This window comes from Patulibacter sp. SYSU D01012 (assembly GCF_017916475.1).
In the GTDB taxonomy this organism is placed as follows: Bacteria; Actinomycetota; Thermoleophilia; order Solirubrobacterales; family Solirubrobacteraceae; genus Patulibacter.
This window is the reverse complement of the sequence record NZ_JAFMTB010000003.1, coordinates 10484-28053: the sequence shown is the minus strand read 5'-3', so window position 1 is coordinate 28053 and position 17570 is coordinate 10484. Positions and strand designations below refer to the sequence as shown.

Below are 17570 nucleotides of genomic sequence, written 5' to 3'. Positions count from 1 at the left end.
GAAAGACCACATGTCCCACGCCATCGCCACGCTGCCCGGAGACGGGATCGGCCCCGAGATCACCGCCCCGACCCTCGAGGTCCTGAACGAGCTGGGCGACTTCACGTTCTCGGAGCACCCCTTCGGCGGCGCGTCGATCGACGCCCACGGCACCGCGCTGACGGACGAGACGCTCGCGGCCTGCCAGGCCGCCGACGCCGTGCTGCTCGCCGCCGTCGGCGGGCCGAAGTGGGACACGACCGACCCGGCGAAGCCGCGCCCGGAGCAGGGGCTGCTCGGCCTGCGCAAGGAGCTCGGGCTGTACTCCAACCTGCGCCCGGTGCGCCCGGTGCCGGCGCTCTACGACGCCTCCGCGCTCAAGCGCGAGGTGCTCGACGGCACCGACCTGCTCGTCGTCCGCGAGCTGACGGGCGGCATCTACTTCGGCGAGAAGACGCGCACGGACACCGACGCGTCCGACCTGTGCCACTACACCGTCGCCGAGGTCGAGCGCATCGCGCGCTCCGCCTTCGAGACGGCCCGCAAGCGCCGCGGCCACGTCACGTCCGTCGACAAGGCCAACGTGCTGGAGACCTCCCGCCAGTGGCGCCAGGTCGTGCACCGCGTGCACGAGGAGGAGTACGCCGACGTCACCCTGAGCGACCAGCTCGTCGACTCGTGCGCGATGGAGCTCATCGCCCGCCCCACGCAGTTCGACGTCATCGTCACCGAGAACCTCTTCGGCGACATCCTCTCCGACGCCGCCGCGATGCTCTCGGGCTCGCTCGGCATGCTGCCGTCCGCGTCGGTCGGGAATCCGGACGGCCCCGGCCTGTTCGAGCCCGTGCACGGCTCGGCGCCGGACATCGCGGGCCAGGGCGTCGCCAACCCGCTCGCCATGTTCCTCTCCGCCGCGATGATGCTGCGCCACGGCCTGGGCCTCGAGGCCGAGGCGACGGCGCTCGAGACCGCGGTCGACGGCGCGCTCGGGGACGGCCTGCGCACCCGCGACCTGGGCGGCACGGCGACGACGGCGGAGGCGCTCGACGCCGTCCGCCGGCGGCTGGCCTAGCCGCGGTCGGGCGCGGCGGGGCGCGGGCGGCGGCGGGCGCGCCTAGCCGCGCAGCCGCCGCTGCGCCGCCTCGATCCCGCGGCGGCGCAGGTCCCGCGCCATCCCGCGCGCCCAGCGGCGCTCGCTGGCCAGTCGCGCCCGCAGCGAGGTGTACGGGTCGGCGGCGTCCCACGGGTCCGTCCGGGGCCGCAGGCCGTCGCCCGCCAGCACTCGGACGGCCCGCGCCGCCATCTCGACCTGGCCGAGCGCGGTGGGGTGGACGACGTCGGGCAGCACGAGCCGGCGGCCGCCGAGGTCGTCCAGCTCGACGACGAGCGCGCCGCGCGCCACCGCCAGCTCGCGCACGATCGCCGACGCCGCCTCGGGCTTCGGCGCGCTGCTCGGGCGGCCCAGGTCGGTCGGCAGCGTGCAGACCACGACGCGGGCGGCGTGGTCGCCCGCCCGCACCAGCAGGTCGTTCATCGTGCGCCGGTACGCGTCTGGGTCCCATGGCTCGGAGCGCACGTCGTTGACGCCGGCGTACACGCACGCGATGTCGTAGCCCCCACGCATCCGCGGGGCCAGGTCGCGGAGGATCTCGTGGGCCAGCGCCCCGTTGCGCGCGAGCTTGTGGAACGGCAGGTCGAAGGCCTCGGCCGTCCACTGCGCCCACGACTGCATCACGACGCCCTGCAGCGGCTCGCCCTCGCCGACGGTGATCGAGTCGCCGAGCGCCACGAGCCCGCGCAGCAGCGGGGGAGAGACGGGGTCGTCCGGGCCCACGGGCGGCACGTCGGGCGCGCCGCCGGGGGTGCCGGAGAACGGCATCAGCGCCCGGCCTCCGCGGTGGCCGCCCGCAGCCGCCGGGCGTGTGCCTCCGTCAGCTGCCCCGGCTCCAGGCGGAACCGCCAGGAGCTGCCGGACTCGCCCGGCACGTTCATGCGGGCCTCGGACCCGAGTCCCAGCACGTCCTGCACCTGCAGCATGCAGAGCCCGGCGGGGGAGCCCTGCGCCAGGCGGATGAGCGCCCACTCGGGGTCGTCGTCCTCCACGCCCGCCGCCCGCAGCGCCTTCGTCGCCTCGTCGCGCCGGGCGTCGGGGATGGACTCCCACCAGCCCAGCAGCGTGTCGTTGTCGTGCGTGCCCGTGTAGAGGACCTGGCCCTCGTGGTGGTTCTCCGGGCGGTGCGGCCCGTTCGGATCGTCCGGGTCGAAGGCGAACTGCAGCACGACCATCCCCGGCAGGCCCAGGTCGTCGCGCAGCCGCTCCACCGCGGGGGTGATCACGCCGAGGTCCTCCGCGATGAACGGCAGCCCCTCGTCCGAGTCCACCCGCCAGCCCAGCTCGCGCGCGGCGGCGTCGAAGACGGCGCGGCCCGGCCCGCGGGACCAGCGGCCGTACGAGGCGTCCGGGGCGGTCTCGGGCACCGCCCAGTACGACACGAAGCCGCGGAAGTGGTCCAGCCGCGCGATGTCGAACAGGTCGAGCGTGCGGCGGAAGCGCTCCGTCCACCAGCGGTACCCGCGCCGCTGCAGCGCCGGCCAGTCGTAGACGGGGTTGGCCCACAGCTGTCCGGTCGCGGAGTAGGCGTCCGGCGGGGCGCCCGAGACGACGCCCTCCCGGAAGATCTCGGGGTGCGCGCGGTGGTCGGCGCCCTCGGGGGCCACGTAGATCGGCACGTCGCCGATCAGCCGGACGCCGCGCTCCTGCGCGTACGTCCGCAGGGCGGCCCACTCGCGGTCGAAGCGCACCTGGTCGGCGACGGCGCCCTCGCCGGCGAACGCCTCCCAGCCCGCGATCCACGACGCGTGCTTCGCGCGGAACGCGTCCTCCTCCTCCGCGCTGACCGGCGCGTCCGGGTCCTCCAGGAAGCCGTTCCAGGCCGCGAACGCCGACGCCGACTTGTACGGCGACCCGTACTCGTCGGGCGGTCCGAGCGGGAGCGTCTGCCACCACGACTGCCCCGCCGCCTGCAGCCAGTCGACGAAGGCGTACGCCTCGGGACCGAGCCGGCCGCCGGGGAGCGACGTGAGGTGCAGCTGCACGCCGCTGGATCGGGTGGTTCGCATGAAGTTGACGTTTCGGGCCGGGGACGGTCGGATACTGAAGGGCAACGTGCCCAGCGCCGCATCGTCCCAATCCCCGCCGTCCCGCATCCGCATCGAGCACCCGGCCCCGGCGGTGGACGCCGGACGGGTGCCCGTCAAGCGCACCGTCGGCGACGTCCTGCAGGTCTCCGCCGACGTGTTCCGCGACGGCCACGAGACCCTCCGCGCCGTCGCGCGCTACCGCCCGCCGGGCGAGCGCCGTTGGCGCGAGGCGCCCATGCGCCCGATCGACGCCCACGAGGACGGCGTGCGCTGGGCGGGGGAGTTCCCGCTCGACGGCCCGGTGGGCACGTGGCGCTGGCAGGTGCTCGCCTGGGTCGACCGCTTCGGCTCGTGGCGCGAGGAGCTGGCGCGCAAGGTCGCCGCCGGGCAGGAGGACCTGGCCGGCGAGCTGTCCGAGGGCGTGCTCGTCCTGCGCGACGCCGCCGCCCGCACGAAGGGCGAGGTCCGCCGCCGCATCGAGGCCGTCGCCGCGGCGCTCGAGCAGCCCGGCGCCGACCCGCAGGTGGCGCTCGACCCGGTGCTCGCGGCCCTGCTCGCCGAGCACCCCGACCGCTCCGAGCAGAACTGCGGCGAGGCCCTCGACGTCCTCGCCGACCCCGTCCTGGCGCGCTTCGGCGCCTGGTACGAGCTCTTCCCGCGCTCGTGGGGCGGCCTGAAGGGCGTCACGGAGCAGGTGCCGGCCATCGCGGACCTCGGCTTCGACGTCCTCTACGTCCCGCCGATCCACCCCATCGGCCGCAAGAACCGCAAGGGCCGCAACAACAGCCTCGTCGCCGGGCCGGACGACCCCGGATCCCCGTACGCGATCGGGGCCAAGGAGGGCGGCCACACCGCCGTGCACCCGGAGCTGGGCACGATCGAGGACGTCGACGCGCTCGTCGCCGAGCTCGACCGGCACGGCATGAAGCTCGCCCTGGACTTCGCGATCCAGTGCTCGGCCGACCACCCGTGGCTCGAGGAGCACCCGGAGTGGTTCAACCGCCGCCCCGACGGCACGCTGAAGTACGCGGAGAACCCGCCGAAGAAGTACCAGGACATCTACAACGTCAACTTCGACTGCGAGGACTGGCGCGGCCTGTGGCAGGCGCTCCTCGACGTCGTGCGGTTCTGGATCGGCCACGGCGTCCGCGTCTTCCGCGTCGACAACCCGCACACGAAGCCGCTGCCGTTCTGGGAGTGGCTCATCGGCGAGGTCCGCAGGACCGACCCCGACGTGATCTTCCTGGCCGAGGCGTTCACCCGCCGGCGCGTGATGCAGGCGCTGGCGAAGGCCGGCTTCCAGCAGTCCTACACGTACTTCACGTGGAAGAACTCGCGCTGGGAGCTGCAGGAGTACTTCACCGAGCTCGCGACGAGCGAGGAGCGGGAGTACTTCCGCCCCAACGCGTTCGTCAACACGCCGGACATCCTCAGCGAGTACCTGCAGGTCGGCGGGCCCCCGGCGTTCCCCGTCCGGCTCATCCTCGCCGCGACGCTGTCGCCCAGCTACGGCGTGTACTCGGGGTTCGAGAGCTTCGAGCACACCCCGGTCCGCCCGGGCAGCGAGGAGTACCTGGACTCGGAGAAGTACGAGGCGCACGACCGCCGCCTCGACGGCCCGCTGCTGCCCATGGTGCGGACGCTCAACCGCGCGCGCCGCGACAATCCCGCGCTGCAGCACCTCGAGGGGCTCACGTTCCTCGAGACCCACAACGATGCGCTCGTCGCCTACGCCAAGCGCCGGGGCGACAACGTCGTCATCACCGTGGTCAACGTCGACTTCACGAACACACAGGAGGGGCTCGTGGACGTGCCCTGGGAGCTGGGCCTGCCGCCCGCCTTCACCGTCACCGACCTGCTCACCGTCGAGCGCTTCGACTGGCGGATCGGCGGCAACTACGTCCGGCTGTCGCCGGGCGAGCGGGCCGGCCACGTGCTGCGGGTCGACACGCGATGAGCGGCCTGCCGACCCCCGGCGAGGCCACCGGCCTGCCGACGCCCAGCGACCCGACCGGCACCGGCGGCGGGACGGACGCGCCCGCGCCCGCGCCGACCCAGTGGTTCGAGAGCGATCCGCTCTGGTTCAAGACCGCGGTCTTCTACGAGATCCACCTGCGCGGCTTCTTCGACGGCAACAACGACGGCTCCGGCGACATCCGCGGCCTGACGGAGAAGCTCGACTACCTCAAGTGGCTCGGCGTCGACTGCATCTGGCTCCTGCCGATGTACGCCTCGCCGCTGCGCGACGGCGGCTACGACATCGCCGACTTCTACGCGGTCCACGAGGACTACGGCACGATCGAGGACGTGCGCGAGCTGATCGAGGCCGCGCACGAGCGGGGCATCCGCGTGATCGCGGACCTCGTGATGAACCACACCTCGAGCGACCACGCGTGGTTCCAGCGGGCCCGCAACGCGCCGAAGGGCTCGCCCGAGCGGGACTGGTACGTCTGGTCCGACACGGACGAGCTGTACGAGGAGGCGCGGATCATCTTCGTCGACACGGAGCCGTCCAACTGGACGTGGGACCCGGTCGCCGGCCAGTACTACTGGCACCGCTTCTTCGCGCACCAGCCGGACCTGAACTACGACAACCCCGAGGTCCAGGAGGCGATGCTCGACGCGCTGCGCTTCTGGCTCGACCTGGGCCTGGACGGCTTCCGCCTCGACGCCGTGCCGTACCTGTACGAGCGGCCCGGCACGAACGGCGAGAACCTGCCGGAGACGCACGAGTTCCTCAAGCGCGTGCGCCGCGAGGTGGACGAGAACTACCAGGACCGCGTGCTGCTCGCCGAGGCCAACCAGTGGCCGGCCGACGTCGTCGAGTACTTCGGCGACGGCGACGAGTGCCACATGGCGTTCCACTTCCCCGTCATGCCGCGCATGTTCATGTCGCTGCGGCGCGAGGACGCGACGCCGATGTACGAGATCCTCGCGCAGACGCCCGACATCCCGGACAACTGCCAGTGGGGCCTCTTCCTCCGCAACCACGACGAGCTGACGCTCGAGATGGTCACGGACGAGGAGCGGGACTACATGTACTCCGAGTACGCGAAGGACCCGCGGATGAAGCTCAACGTCGGCATCCGCCGGCGCCTCGCCCCGCTGCTGGACAACGGCCGGGACGAGATGGAGCTGATGCACGCGATCATGTTCTCGCTGCCCGGCAGCCCGGTCCTGTACTACGGCGACGAGATCGCCATGGGCGACAACGTCTACCTGGGCGACCGCGACGGCGTGCGCACGCCGATGCAGTGGACGGGCGACCGCAACGGCGGCTTCTCGCGCGCCGACTTCGCGCAGCTCTACGCGCCGCCGCTCATGGACCCGGTCTACGGCTACCAGTCGGTCAACGTCGAGGCGCAGCTGCGCACCCCGACGTCGCTGCTGCGCTGGCTGCGGCGGTTCATCGCGCTGCGCAAGGAGCACCCCGTCTTCGGCAAGGGCACCTACGAGCCCCTGTCGCCGTCGAACCCGAAGATCTTCGCCCACGTGCGGCGCTTCGAGGACGACATCGCGCTCTGCGTGCACAACGTGGCCCGCAGCGCCCAGGCGGTCGAGCTGGACCTGTCCGCGTTCGAGGGCCGGCACCCCGAGGAGATGTTCGGGCGCACGGTCTTCCCCCGGATCGGCGAGCTGCCGTACCTGCTGACCCTGGCGCCGCGCGGGTTCTTCTGGTTCCTGCTGCGCGCCCCCGAGGAGGAAGAGGACGCCGATGCCGCTTGATCCGACCCACCTGAGCGAGGAGACCCTCGCGGCGTGGCTGCCCGAGCGGCGCTGGTTCGGCGCGAAGTCGCGCGAGCTGGCGCAGGTCCACGTCCTCGACGTGCTGCCGATCCACGAGGGCGACGACCTCGACCTGGCCGTCGCGATGATCGAGGCGCGCTTCCCCGCGGGCACGCACTCCGTCTACCAGCTGCCGCTCGCCTCGCGGCCGGCGTCCGCCGGCTGGGACGTCGAGGTCGTCGAGGAGGTCGACGGCCGCACGGTCTACGACGCGCTGGCCGACCCCGAGGCCGCCGCGATCCTGGCCCGCGCCCTGCGCGAGCGCACGGTCGTCGGCGACGACGAGCACCGCGTGGAGTTCCACTGGGTCGAGGACGTCGACCCGCCCGCGGCGCAGCCGCGCGTCGCGGCGATGGGCGCCGAGCAGTCCAACTCGTCCGTCGTCATCGACGACGCGCTCGTGCTGAAGGCGTTCCGGCGCCTCGAGGCGGGGGAGAACCCCGAGCTCGAGATGGTGCGCTTCCTCTCGCAGCGGGGGTTCCCGCACATCGCGCAGCTCGGCGGCTGGTACTCGTACGCCGGCGAGCTCATGGACGCGACGCTCGGCGTCGCCCAGCGGTTCGTGCCCGGCGGCCGCGACGGCTGGGAGCTCGTGCTGGACGAGCTCGCCACCGACCCCGAGGGCCTGCTGCCGCAGCTCGCGGGGCTCGGCGTCGTCGTCGCCCGCATGCACAACGTGCTCGGGTCGGACGCGAGCGACCCGGCGTTCGCCCCGGAGGAGCCGACGGACGAGGCGCTCGCGCTCATGATCGCCACGATCGACGAGCAGATCGAGCGGCTCTTCGTCGACCTGCCGACGGACGACGAGCGGCTCGCGGCCATCGTCGGCCGCGGCGAGGAGGCCCGCGACCGCCTGCGCCTGATCTCGCACATGGGCGGCGCCGGCCGGCAGATCCGCCACCACGGCGACTTCCACTTGGGCCAGACGCTGCGCGTGTCGGACGACGGCCCGTCGTGGGTGATCCTGGACTTCGAGGGCGAGCCGGCGCGCTCCATCGTGGACCGTCGCCGCAAGCGCTCGCCGCTGCGCGACGTGGCCGGCCTGCTGCGCTCGCTGGCCTACGCCGTCTCGGCCGCGCGCCTGCAGCGCGGGGTCGAGGTCGCGGACGACTGGGAGCAGCGCGCCCGCGACGCCTTCCTCGGCGACTACCTCGCCGAGATCGACCCGTCGCTCATGCCGGCCACGGAGTCGGGCACGCGGACCCTGCTGGGGATCCTCGAGCTCGAGAAGGCCGTCTACGAGCTGCGCTACGAGCTCGACCACCGCCCGGACTGGGTGCCGATCCCCGCCGCGGCCATCGCCCGACTGCTCGAGGAGCCGATCTCGTGACCGACGCAGAGACCATCCAGCGCGACGTCGAGGCCCTCCTGGCGCGCGACCTCGCCGACCCGCACCGGCTGCTCGGCGCGCACCCGGACGGCGACGACGTCGTGGTCCGCGCCTGGCGCCCGGGCGCCGTCCACGTGACCGTGCACCCCGCGCAGGGCGAGCCCGTCGAGCTGCGGCGCACGCACGACGCGGGGGTGTTCGAGGGCCGCATCGCGGACGCCACGCTGCCGCTGCGCTACGGGCTGTCGGTCGACTACGGCGAGACGGGCACGTTCCCCGTCAACGACCCGTACCGCCACACGCCGACGGTCGGCGAGCTCGACCTGCACCTGTTCGGCGAGGGCCGCCACGAGGCGCTGTACGAGCGGCTCGGCGCCCACGTCGGCGAGCGCGACGGCGACGTCGGCACTGCCTTCGCGGTGTGGGCGCCGAACGCGCGCTCCGTCAGCGTCGTCGGCGACTTCAACTCCTGGGACGGGCGCCTGCACCCCATGCGGTCGCTCGGCTCGTCCGGCGTCTGGGAGCTGTTCGTGCCCGACGTCGGCGACGGCGCGGTCTACAAGTTCGAGATCCGCACGCAGAGCGGCGAGCTCGTGCTCCACGCCGACCCCTTCGCGTTCGCGGCCCAGGTGCCGCCGCAGACCGACTCGATCGTCCACCGCTCCACGCACGAGTGGCGCGACGCGGACTGGCTGGCGCGCCGCGCGAGCGAGGACCACCTGAAGGCGCCGATGTCGGTCTACGAGGTCCATCTGGGGTCGTGGCGTCGGCGGCCCGAGGAGGACGACCGCCTGCTCGACTACCGCGAGCTCGCCGACGAGCTGGCCGCGTACGTCAAGGACATGGGCTTCACCCACGTCGAGCTGCTGCCGGTCATGGCGCACCCGTTCCCCGGCTCGTGGGGCTACCAGGTGACGTCGTACTTCGCCCCGACGCCGCGTCACGGCTCGCCGGACGACTTCCGCGAGTTCGTCGACCGGATGCACGAGCACGGCATCGGCGTGCTGCTGGACTGGGTGCCGGCGCACTTCCCCCGCGACGCGTGGGCGCTCGCGCAGTTCGACGGGACCGCGCTCTACGAGCACGCCGACCCGCGCCGCGGCGCGCACCCGGACTGGGGCACGCTGATCTTCAACTTCGGCCGCAACGAGGTGAAGAACTTCCTGCTCGCGTCCGCGCTGTTCTGGGCGCGCGAGTTCCACGTCGACGGCCTGCGCGTCGACGCGGTCGCCTCCATGCTCTACCTGGACTACTCGCGTCAGGAGGGCGAGTGGGTGCCGAACGAGCACGGGGGCCGCGAGGACCTCGAGGCCGTCGCGTTCCTCAAGGAGATGAACGAGGTCGTCTACGGCCGCGAGGCCGGGGTGCTGACCGCGGCGGAGGAGTCGACGTCGTGGCCCGGCGTCTCGCGGCCGACGTACCTGGGCGGCCTGGGCTTCGGCTTCAAGTGGAACATGGGCTGGATGCACGACACGCTGGAGTACTTCCAGCAGGACCCCGTGTACCGCCGCTACCACCACCACGGCCTGACGTTCAGCCTGCACTACGCCTTCAGCGAGAACTTCATCCTGCCGCTCAGCCACGACGAGGTCGTGCACGGCAAGAAGTCGCTGCTGGAGAAGATGCCGGGCGACCGCTGGCAGCAGCTCGCGAACCTGCGCGCCCTCTACGCCTACATGTGGGCGCACCCCGGCAAGAAGCTCCTCTTCATGGGGCAGGAGTTCGGGCAGGAGCGCGAGTGGAGCCACGAGCGCTCGCTCGACTGGCACCTGCTCGAGGACCACGGCCACCAGGGCGTGCAGGCCGCGGTGCGCGACCTCAACCGCGTCTACCTGGAGCACCCCGCGCTGTGGGAGGTCGACGCCGAGCCGACGGGCTTCTGGTGGCTCGAGCCCAACGACGCCGAGCGCAACATCGTCGCCTTCGCCCGCGGCAGCGCGTTCGACCCCGAGGATCCGCGCACGCTCGAGTCCCGCGACCTGCTCGTCTGCGTGGCGAACCTGTCGCCCGTCCCGCGCGAGGGCTACCGCGTCGGCCTGCCGGTGCGGGGCCCGTGGCGCGAGGCGCTCAACACGGACGCCCACGCGTACGGCGGGTCGGGAGTGGGCAACGGGGGGCGCGTGGAACCCGACGAGACCCCCTGGCACGGCCAGCCCTGCTCCGCCGAGATCACGCTGCCCCCGCTGGGCGTGCTGTGGCTCGTGCCCGACGCGCCCGACGCATGAGCGGATACGTCTGGGAGCGCCGCCACGGCGCGACGCCGGCCGGCGACGGCCGGACGACGTTCCGCGCCTGGGCGCCGAAGCCCGAGCGGATCGAGCTCGAGGTCGACGGGCGCCGGCACGAGCTCGAGGACGAGGGCTTCGGCTTCCACGCTGCGACCGTCGACGCCCCGCACGGCACGGACTACCGCTTCGTGCTCGACGGGGACCCGCTCCCCGACCCGTCCTCGCGCTGGCAGCCCGAGGGCATCCGCGGCCCGTCCCGCGTCGTCGACCCCGCCGCGTTCGCGTGGACCGACGACGCCTGGCGCGGCCTCGACCGCGACGCGCTCGTCCTCTACGAGCTGCACGTCGGCACCTTCACCGCCGAGGGCACGTTGGACGCCGCGATCCCGCACCTGCAGGGGCTGGCCGACCTGGGCGTGACCGCGGTCGAGGTCATGCCCGTCGCCGAGTTCCCGGGCCACCACGGCTGGGGCTACGACGGCGTCTTCCTCTCGGCCACGCAGTCGAGCTACGGCGGCCCGGAGGCGTTCGCGCGCTTCGTCGACGCCGCCCACGCCGCCGGCCTGGGCGTGCTGCTCGACGTGGTCTACAACCACCTCGGCGCGTCCGGGCAGCAGGGCATCGAGGCGTACGGGCCGTACTTCACGCAGAAGCACGAGACGTTCTGGGGCGCCGGCGTCAACTACGACGACGAGGACTGCGACCCCGTCCGCGAGTGGGTGCTGCAGAGCGCCGAGGGCTGGATCCGCGACTTCCACGTCGACGGGCTGCGGCTGGACGCGATCCACGCCATCTCCGACGACTCGGCCCGGCCGATCGTGTCCGAGATCGCGCGCCGGGCCCACGAGGCGGGCCGCACGGAGCGCCCGCCGGTCGTGATCGCCGAGAGCGGCCTGAACGACCCGAAGGTCATCCGCCCGCGGGAGCAGGGCGGCCTGGGCTGCGACGGCGTGTGGGCCGACGACTTCCACCACGCGCTGCGCGTGCTGCTCACGGGGGAGAAGGAGGGCTACTACGAGGAGTTCGGCGCCGTCGCCGACCTCGCGAAGGCCTTCGACCGCCCCGTCCTGCACGACGGCTCGTACTCCACCTTCCGCCGCCGCCGCTTCGGCGCGCCGCACGACGACCGTCCGCCGCGGCAGTTCGTCGTCTTCGACATGAACCACGACCAGGTCGGCAACCGGGCGCTCGGCGACCGCCTGCCGCGCCCGGTCCGTCCGCTCGCGGCGTTCTGCACCCTGCTGTCGCCGTTCGTGCCGATGCTCTTCCAGGGCGAGGAGTACGGCGAGGACGCGCCGTTCCTGTTCTTCAGCGACCACATCGACGAGGAGATCGCGACCGCCACCCGCGAGGGCCGCCGCCGCGAGTTCGCCGCGTTCGCGGCGTTCGCCGGCGAGGAGGTCCCCGACCCCCAGGCGCGCGAGACCTTCGAGCGCTCCAAGCTCACGCGCGAGGCCGACGAGGGCCTCGCGCAGCTGTACCGCGACCTGCTGCGCGTCCGCCGCGAGCTAGGCCCGGCCCCGGTCGAGGCGGTCGAGGCCGACGACGAGGCCGGCTGGCTGCGCGTCGTCCGCGGCGGCACGGTCCTCGTGGCCAACTTCGGCGCCGCACCGCTGCGCGTCGACGCCGAGGGCCGGCAGGTCGTCCTCTCCACCCACGACGCGCCTGTCGCGGACGGTGCCGTCACCGTCGCCGCCCAGGCCGGGATACTGCTGCGATGACCGACGTGACCGTCTGGCCTGGCCGACCCTTCCCCCTCGGGGCGACATGGGACGGCGACGGGGTGAACTTCGCCCTCTTCTCGATCAACGCCGAGCGCGTCGAGCTGTGCCTCTTCGACGACGAGGACCGAGAGACCCGCATCCCGGTCGAGCAGAACACGGCGCACCACTGGCACTGCTACCTGCCCGACGCCCGGCCGGGCCAGCGCTACGGCTACCGCGTCTCCGGCCCGTACGATCCCGCCGGCGGCCACCGCTTCAACCCGGCCAAGCTGCTGATCGACCCGTACGCCAAGGCGATCGAGGGCGGCGTCAAGTGGGACGCCGCCAACACGCTGCCGTACGTCCCCGGCGGCGTCGACGTCCCGGACGACGCCGACGTCGAGATGGACGACGAGGACGACGCCGTCGCGATCCCGAAGTCCGTCGTCATCGACCCCGGGTTCGACTGGGAGGGCGACCGCCCGCCGAACCACCCCTGGAACGAGACGGTCATCTACGAGACGCACGTGCGCGGCTTCACGATGACCCATCCTGACGTCCGCGAGGACCTGCGCGGCACGTACGCGGGCCTCGCCTCGGACGCCGCCCTCGGCTACCTGAAGGAGCTGGGCGTCACCGCGGTCGAGCTGCTGCCCGTGCACCACATCGCCGACGAGTCGTTCCTGCACGACAAGGGCCTGTCGAACTACTGGGGCTACTCGTCGATCGGCTACCTGGCCCCGCACGCCGGCTACTCCGCCAGCGGCACCCGCGGCCAGCAGGTCGACGAGTTCAAGGGCATGGTCAAGGCCCTGCACAAGGCCGGGATCGAGGTCATCCTCGACGTCGTCTACAACCACACGGCCGAGGGCAACCACCTGGGCCCGATGCTCTCGATGAAGGGCGTCGACAACAAGACGTACTACCGCCTGGTCCCGGACGACCTGCGGCACTACATGGACTACACGGGCACGGGCAACACGCTCGACGCCCGGCAGCCCGCCGTGCTGCGGATGATCATGGACTCGCTGCGGTACTTCGTCATCGAGTGCCACGTCGACGGCTTCCGCTTCGACCTGGCGTCCGCCCTCGCCCGCGAGCTGTACGACGTCGACCGGCTCTCCGCGTTCTTCGACACGATCCACCAGGACCCGGTCCTCTCGCAGGTCAAGCTCATCGCCGAGCCGTGGGACGTCGGTCCCGGCGGCTACCAGGTGGGCAACTTCCCGGTGCTGTGGAGCGAGTGGAACGGCATCTACCGCGACACGATCCGCGACTTCTGGCGCGGCCAGGCGGGCGCCGCCGACTTCGCCGACCGCTTCTCGGGCTCGGCCGACCTGTACGAGGCCGACGGCCGCGACCCGTTCGCGTCGATCAACTTCATCACCGCCCACGACGGCTTCACGCTGCGCGACCTCGTCACGTACAACGACAAGCACAACGAGGCCAACCTCGAGGGCGGGCGCGACGGCACGGACGACAACCGCTCCTGGAACTGCGGGGTCGAGGGCGAGACGGACGACGACGACGTCAACGCCCTGCGCCGCCGCCAGCAGCGCAACATGCTGACGACGCTGATCCTGTCCCAGGGCACGCCGATGCTCCTCGGCGGCGACGAGATCGGGCGCACGCAGCACGGCAACAACAACGCGTGGTGCCAGGACAACGAGATCTCCTGGTACGCCTGGGACCGCGACGAGGACCAGCCCGAGCAGCTCGCGTTCACGCGCCGGCTGATCGAGCTGCGCAAGTCGCACCCGGTCTTCCGCCGCCGCGACTTCCTGCGCGGGCGCGATCCCGAGGGCGACGCCCTGCCCGACGTCTGGTGGTTCCGGCCCGACGGCCACCGCATGACGAAGCGCGAGTGGGACGACCCCGAGCTCCACGTGCTGGGGATCTTCCTCAACGGCGACGCGATCGCCGACCGCACGGAGCGGGGCGAGGCCGTCCGCGACGACTCGTTCGTGCTGCTCGTCAACGCGCACCACGAGGACACGACGTTCGTCCTGCCCTCCACCGCCTACGGCGAGGCGTGGACGCACGAGCTGTGCACGTTCGATCCGTCCGTGGCCGCCGGCGAGGGCGAGTACGAGGCGCGCTCCGAGTTCGTCGTCCCGTCCCGCGCCGTCAAGGTCCTCCGGAGGGTCCGTTGAGCATCCCCCGCGCCACCTACCGCCTGCAGCTGACGCCCGACTTCGACTTCGCCCGGGTGCGGGAGCTGGTCCCGTACCTGCACGAGCTCGGGGTCTCGCACCTGTACCTGTCTCCGTCGCTGCAGGCCCGCAGCGGGTCCACGCACGGCTACGACGTCGTCGACCCGACGAAGGTCTCGGACGCGCTCGGCGGCGAGGAGGGCCTGCGGGCCCTCGCCGGCGAGGGCCTGGGGATCGTCCTCGACATCGTGCCCAACCACATGGGCACCGGCGACGAGAACCGCTGGTGGACGGACGAGGAGGCGCGCGCCCGGGTCTTCGACTACGACCCGGAGGACGGCTGGTACCGCCGCTTCTTCGACATCGACGACCTCGGCGGCATCCGCGTCGAGGATCCCGCCGTCTTCGACCTCGTCCACGGCAAGGTCCTCGAGCTGCTGCGCGACGGCGTCGTCGACGGCCTGCGCATCGACCACCCCGACGGCCTCGCCGATCCGGCGGGCTACCTGCGCCGCCTGCGCGAGGAGGGCGCCGAGCACGTCTGGGTCGAGAAGATCACGAGCGCCGCGCACCCCGTCGAGGAGCTGCCGGACTGGCCCGTCGAGGGCACCGTCGGCTACGAGTTCTGCGGGGACGCGACGGCGCTGTTCGTGGACCCGCGCGGCGAGGGTCCGCTGACGGAGCTCTTCGCCGAGCTCACGGGGGAGACCCGCGCGTTCGAGGAGGTCGCGCTCGAGACCCAGCACGACCAGGCGACGACGACGTTCGCCCGCGAGGTCGCGCGCCTGCGCACCCTGTACGACGTCCCGGGCATCGCGGACGCGCTGGCGGCCCTGCCGATCTACCGCACGTACGTCGACCCGGCGACCGGCCTGGTCACGGACGCCGACCGCGCGGCGATCGCCGCCACGGGCGCCGACGAGGAGCTGCAGCGGGTGCTGACGCTCGACGAGCGCGGGCACGACGACTTCGTCGTGCGCTTCCAGCAGACCTCGCCGCCGGTCACCGCCAAGGGCGTCGAGGACACCGCGTTCTACCGCTACGTGCGCCTGATCGCGCTCAACGAGGTCGGCAGCGAGCCGTCCCGGTTCTCGCTCTCCGTCGCCGACTTCCACGCCCGCAACCAGGCGCGCGCCGAGCGCTTCCCGCACAACCTGCTCGTCACGCAGACGCACGACACGAAGCGCTCCGGCGACGTCCGCGCGCGCATCGGCGCGCTGGCCGGCATCGCGGACGAGTGGCGCGACGCCGTCCGCCGCTGGCGCGAGCTGAACGCCGAGCTGCGCCCCGACGGGATCCCGGACGGCAACGAGGAGCTGCTGATCTACCAGACGCTCCTGGGCGCCTGGCCGATCACCGAGGACCGCCTGACGGGCTACCTGGAGAAGGCGCTGCGCGAGGCGAAGCGCAACACGAGCTGGGTGGACCAGCAGCCCGCGTACGAGGACCGCGTCAAGGCGTTCGCCGTCGCGCTGCTCTCCCACCGGCCGTTCCTGGACGACTTCGAGCCCTTCGTCGCGCGCGTCGCGGAGGAGGGGCGCCGCTCGGCGCTCGCGCAGACGCTGCTCAAGCTCACCGTGCCCGGCGTCCCCGACGTGTACCAGGGCGACGAGATCGAGTCGCTCAACCTCGTCGACCCGGACAACCGCCGCCCGGTCGACTGGGAGCGCCGCCGCGCGCTCCTGCGGGCGCTGAAGGACGGCGCCGAGCCGACGGACGACGACGCCCGCAAGCTCGACCTGATCGTCCGCGGCCTGGACCTGCGGGCCCGTCGCGAGGCGACGTTCGGCGACGGCGGCTACCGGCCGCTCGACGCGGGGGAGGGCGTCTGCGCCTTCGTCCGTGGCGACGACGTCCTCGTCGTCGTCGGCGTGCGCGACTGGCAGGACGCGCGGCTCGAGCTGCCCGCGGACCTGCGCGGCGCGTGGCGGCACGTCCTGCGCGGCGGCGACGCGATCCTCGACGCGGCCGACGTCGCGGTCGGGGACGTCGTCGACGCCCGCGGTCTGGCGGTGCTCGAGCGCGACGCGCCTGCGGCCGGGTGAGCGCCCCGTCGGTCCTGACGCTGTCGTGGGAGTACCCGCCCGTGGTCGAGGGCGGACTCGCACGGCACGTCGCCGGGCTCTCCGCCGCCCTCGTGCGGCGGGGCGCCGACGTGCGCGTCCTGACGCGGGGGCCGCAGGCGTCCGCCCTCGCGGCGGGCGCGGACGGCGTGGCCGTCGGCCGGGTCGCCCGGCCCGCGCCGCCGGCCGGGCTGGAGGGCTTCCTGGCGTGGGTCGACGACCTCGGCGCCGACCTGCTCGCCGCCGGCCGGCGGGCGGCCGGAGAGCGCCCGCCGGACGTGGTGCACGGCCACGACTGGCTCGTCGCCGCCCCGGCCGCGGCCCTGGCCGACGAGCTCGGCGTCCCCTTCGTCACCACCGTCCACGCGACGGAGCACGGCCGCCACAACGGCTGGGTGCAGGCCGAGCCGCAGGCGACGATCCACGCGGCCGACGTGCGCATGGTCGAACGGGCGGACGCGGTCCTCGTCTGCTCGGCGTTCATGCGGCGGCACGTGCTCGAGGTCTTCGGTCCGGCGGAGGACGACGTGGTCGTCGTCCGCAACGGGCTGGCTCCGGCGGCGCCGGTGGACCCGGCGGACGTCGCGGCGCTGCGGGCGCGGCTCGTGCCGGACGGCCGGCCGCTCGTCCTGCTCGCGGGGCGGCTCGTGTACGAGAAGGGCTTCCAGGTGGCGCTGCGCGCGCTCCGCCGCGTCCGCGACGCCGGTGGGCCCGACGCGCGGCTGGTCGTGGCGGGGGACGGCCCGCACGGCGCGGAGCTGCGCGCGCTCGCGACGGAGCTGGAGCTCGGCGACGACGCGGTCTTCCTGGGGTGGAGCGACGACGGGACGCTGCCGGCGCTCTACGCCGCGGCGGACGTCTGCCTGGTGCCGTCGCTGTACGAGCCGTTCGGGCTCGTCGCGCTCGAGGCGATGCGGGGCGGCTGCGCGGTCGTGGCCGCGGCCACCGGCGGGCTGCGCGAGGTGGTCGCCGACGGCACGGGGATCCGCGTGCCGCCCGACGACGTGCGGGCGCTCGCCGCGGCGCTGCGCCGCCTGCTGGACGATCCAGGGCTGCGGCAGCGGCTGGCGCGGGAGGGCGCCGCCCACGCGGAGCGCTTCTCGTGGGACGACGCGGCCGACCGCGCGCTCGCGGTCTACGGCCGCCTCGTCCGGGGCTGACCGCGGCCGCGGCCGCGGGCCCGCGCC

The 17570-nt window shown here is 73.3% G+C and carries 11 protein-coding genes; 9 read left to right on the top strand and 2 right to left on the bottom strand.

The features are described from left to right. Window positions 1-10: 10 nt before the first annotated feature. Window positions 11-1051 carry a 3-isopropylmalate dehydrogenase gene (leuB, locus tag J3P29_RS16090; RefSeq protein ID WP_210495151.1) on the top strand — a complete coding sequence of 347 codons (1041 nt, stop codon included), beginning with the start codon at window positions 11-13 and terminating at the stop codon, window positions 1049-1051. Window positions 1052-1093: 42 nt separating this feature from the next. Here the strand turns inward: leuB and J3P29_RS20495 are convergent, their stop codons facing one another. Together J3P29_RS20495 and J3P29_RS16080 are read right to left on the bottom strand one after the other, a co-directional pair. Next, window positions 1094-1858: a GDSL-type esterase/lipase family protein gene (locus J3P29_RS20495; RefSeq protein WP_210495150.1), complete on the bottom strand. Its 765-nt coding sequence runs from the start codon at window positions 1856-1858 to the stop codon at window positions 1094-1096. Continuing rightward, window positions 1858-3099 (bottom strand): 4-alpha-glucanotransferase, encoded by a 1242-nt coding sequence (locus J3P29_RS16080; RefSeq protein WP_210495149.1) that lies wholly within the window; start codon window positions 3097-3099, stop codon window positions 1858-1860. The genes J3P29_RS20495 and J3P29_RS16080 overlap by 1 nt, the downstream gene beginning before the upstream one ends. Before the next feature lie 46 nt (window positions 3100-3145). Here J3P29_RS16080 and J3P29_RS16075 point away from each other — a divergent pair, with 46 nt between their 5' ends. The 8 genes from J3P29_RS16075 to J3P29_RS16040 are packed head-to-tail and all read left to right on the top strand — an operon-like array spanning window position 3146 to window position 17543. Continuing rightward, the gene (locus J3P29_RS16075; protein ID WP_210495148.1) at window positions 3146-5077 is read left to right on the top strand and encodes an alpha-1,4-glucan--maltose-1-phosphate maltosyltransferase; all 1932 of its coding nucleotides are present in this window, start codon (window positions 3146-3148) and stop codon (window positions 5075-5077) included. Next, entirely contained in the window at window positions 5074-6846 is a 1773-nt protein-coding gene (gene treS, locus J3P29_RS16070) for a maltose alpha-D-glucosyltransferase (RefSeq protein WP_210495147.1), read from the top strand. The genes J3P29_RS16075 and treS overlap by 4 nt, the downstream gene beginning before the upstream one ends. After that, entirely contained in the window at window positions 6836-8236 is a 1401-nt protein-coding gene (locus tag J3P29_RS16065) for a hypothetical protein (protein WP_210495145.1), read from the top strand. Before treS ends, J3P29_RS16065 begins: the two co-directional genes overlap by 11 nt. Beyond that, window positions 8233-10461: a 1,4-alpha-glucan branching protein GlgB gene (glgB, locus tag J3P29_RS16060; RefSeq protein ID WP_210495143.1), complete on the top strand. Its 2229-nt coding sequence runs from the start codon at window positions 8233-8235 to the stop codon at window positions 10459-10461. The genes J3P29_RS16065 and glgB overlap by 4 nt, the downstream gene beginning before the upstream one ends. Continuing rightward, window positions 10458-12185, top strand: coding sequence for a malto-oligosyltrehalose trehalohydrolase (gene treZ / locus J3P29_RS16055; protein WP_210495142.1), 1728 nt, complete (start codon window positions 10458-10460; stop codon window positions 12183-12185). Before glgB ends, treZ begins: the two co-directional genes overlap by 4 nt. Continuing rightward, window positions 12182-14320 carry a glycogen debranching protein GlgX gene (glgX, locus tag J3P29_RS16050; RefSeq protein WP_210495140.1) on the top strand — a complete coding sequence of 713 codons (2139 nt, stop codon included), beginning with the start codon at window positions 12182-12184 and terminating at the stop codon, window positions 14318-14320. Before treZ ends, glgX begins: the two co-directional genes overlap by 4 nt. After that, window positions 14317-16365, top strand: a complete 2049-nt coding sequence (treY, locus tag J3P29_RS16045) for a malto-oligosyltrehalose synthase (RefSeq protein ID WP_210495138.1) — start codon at window positions 14317-14319, stop codon at window positions 16363-16365. The genes glgX and treY overlap by 4 nt, the downstream gene beginning before the upstream one ends. Continuing rightward, window positions 16362-17543 (top strand): glycosyltransferase family 4 protein, encoded by a 1182-nt coding sequence (locus J3P29_RS16040; protein WP_210495137.1) that lies wholly within the window; start codon window positions 16362-16364, stop codon window positions 17541-17543. Before treY ends, J3P29_RS16040 begins: the two co-directional genes overlap by 4 nt. Window positions 17544-17570: the final 27 nt, after the last annotated feature.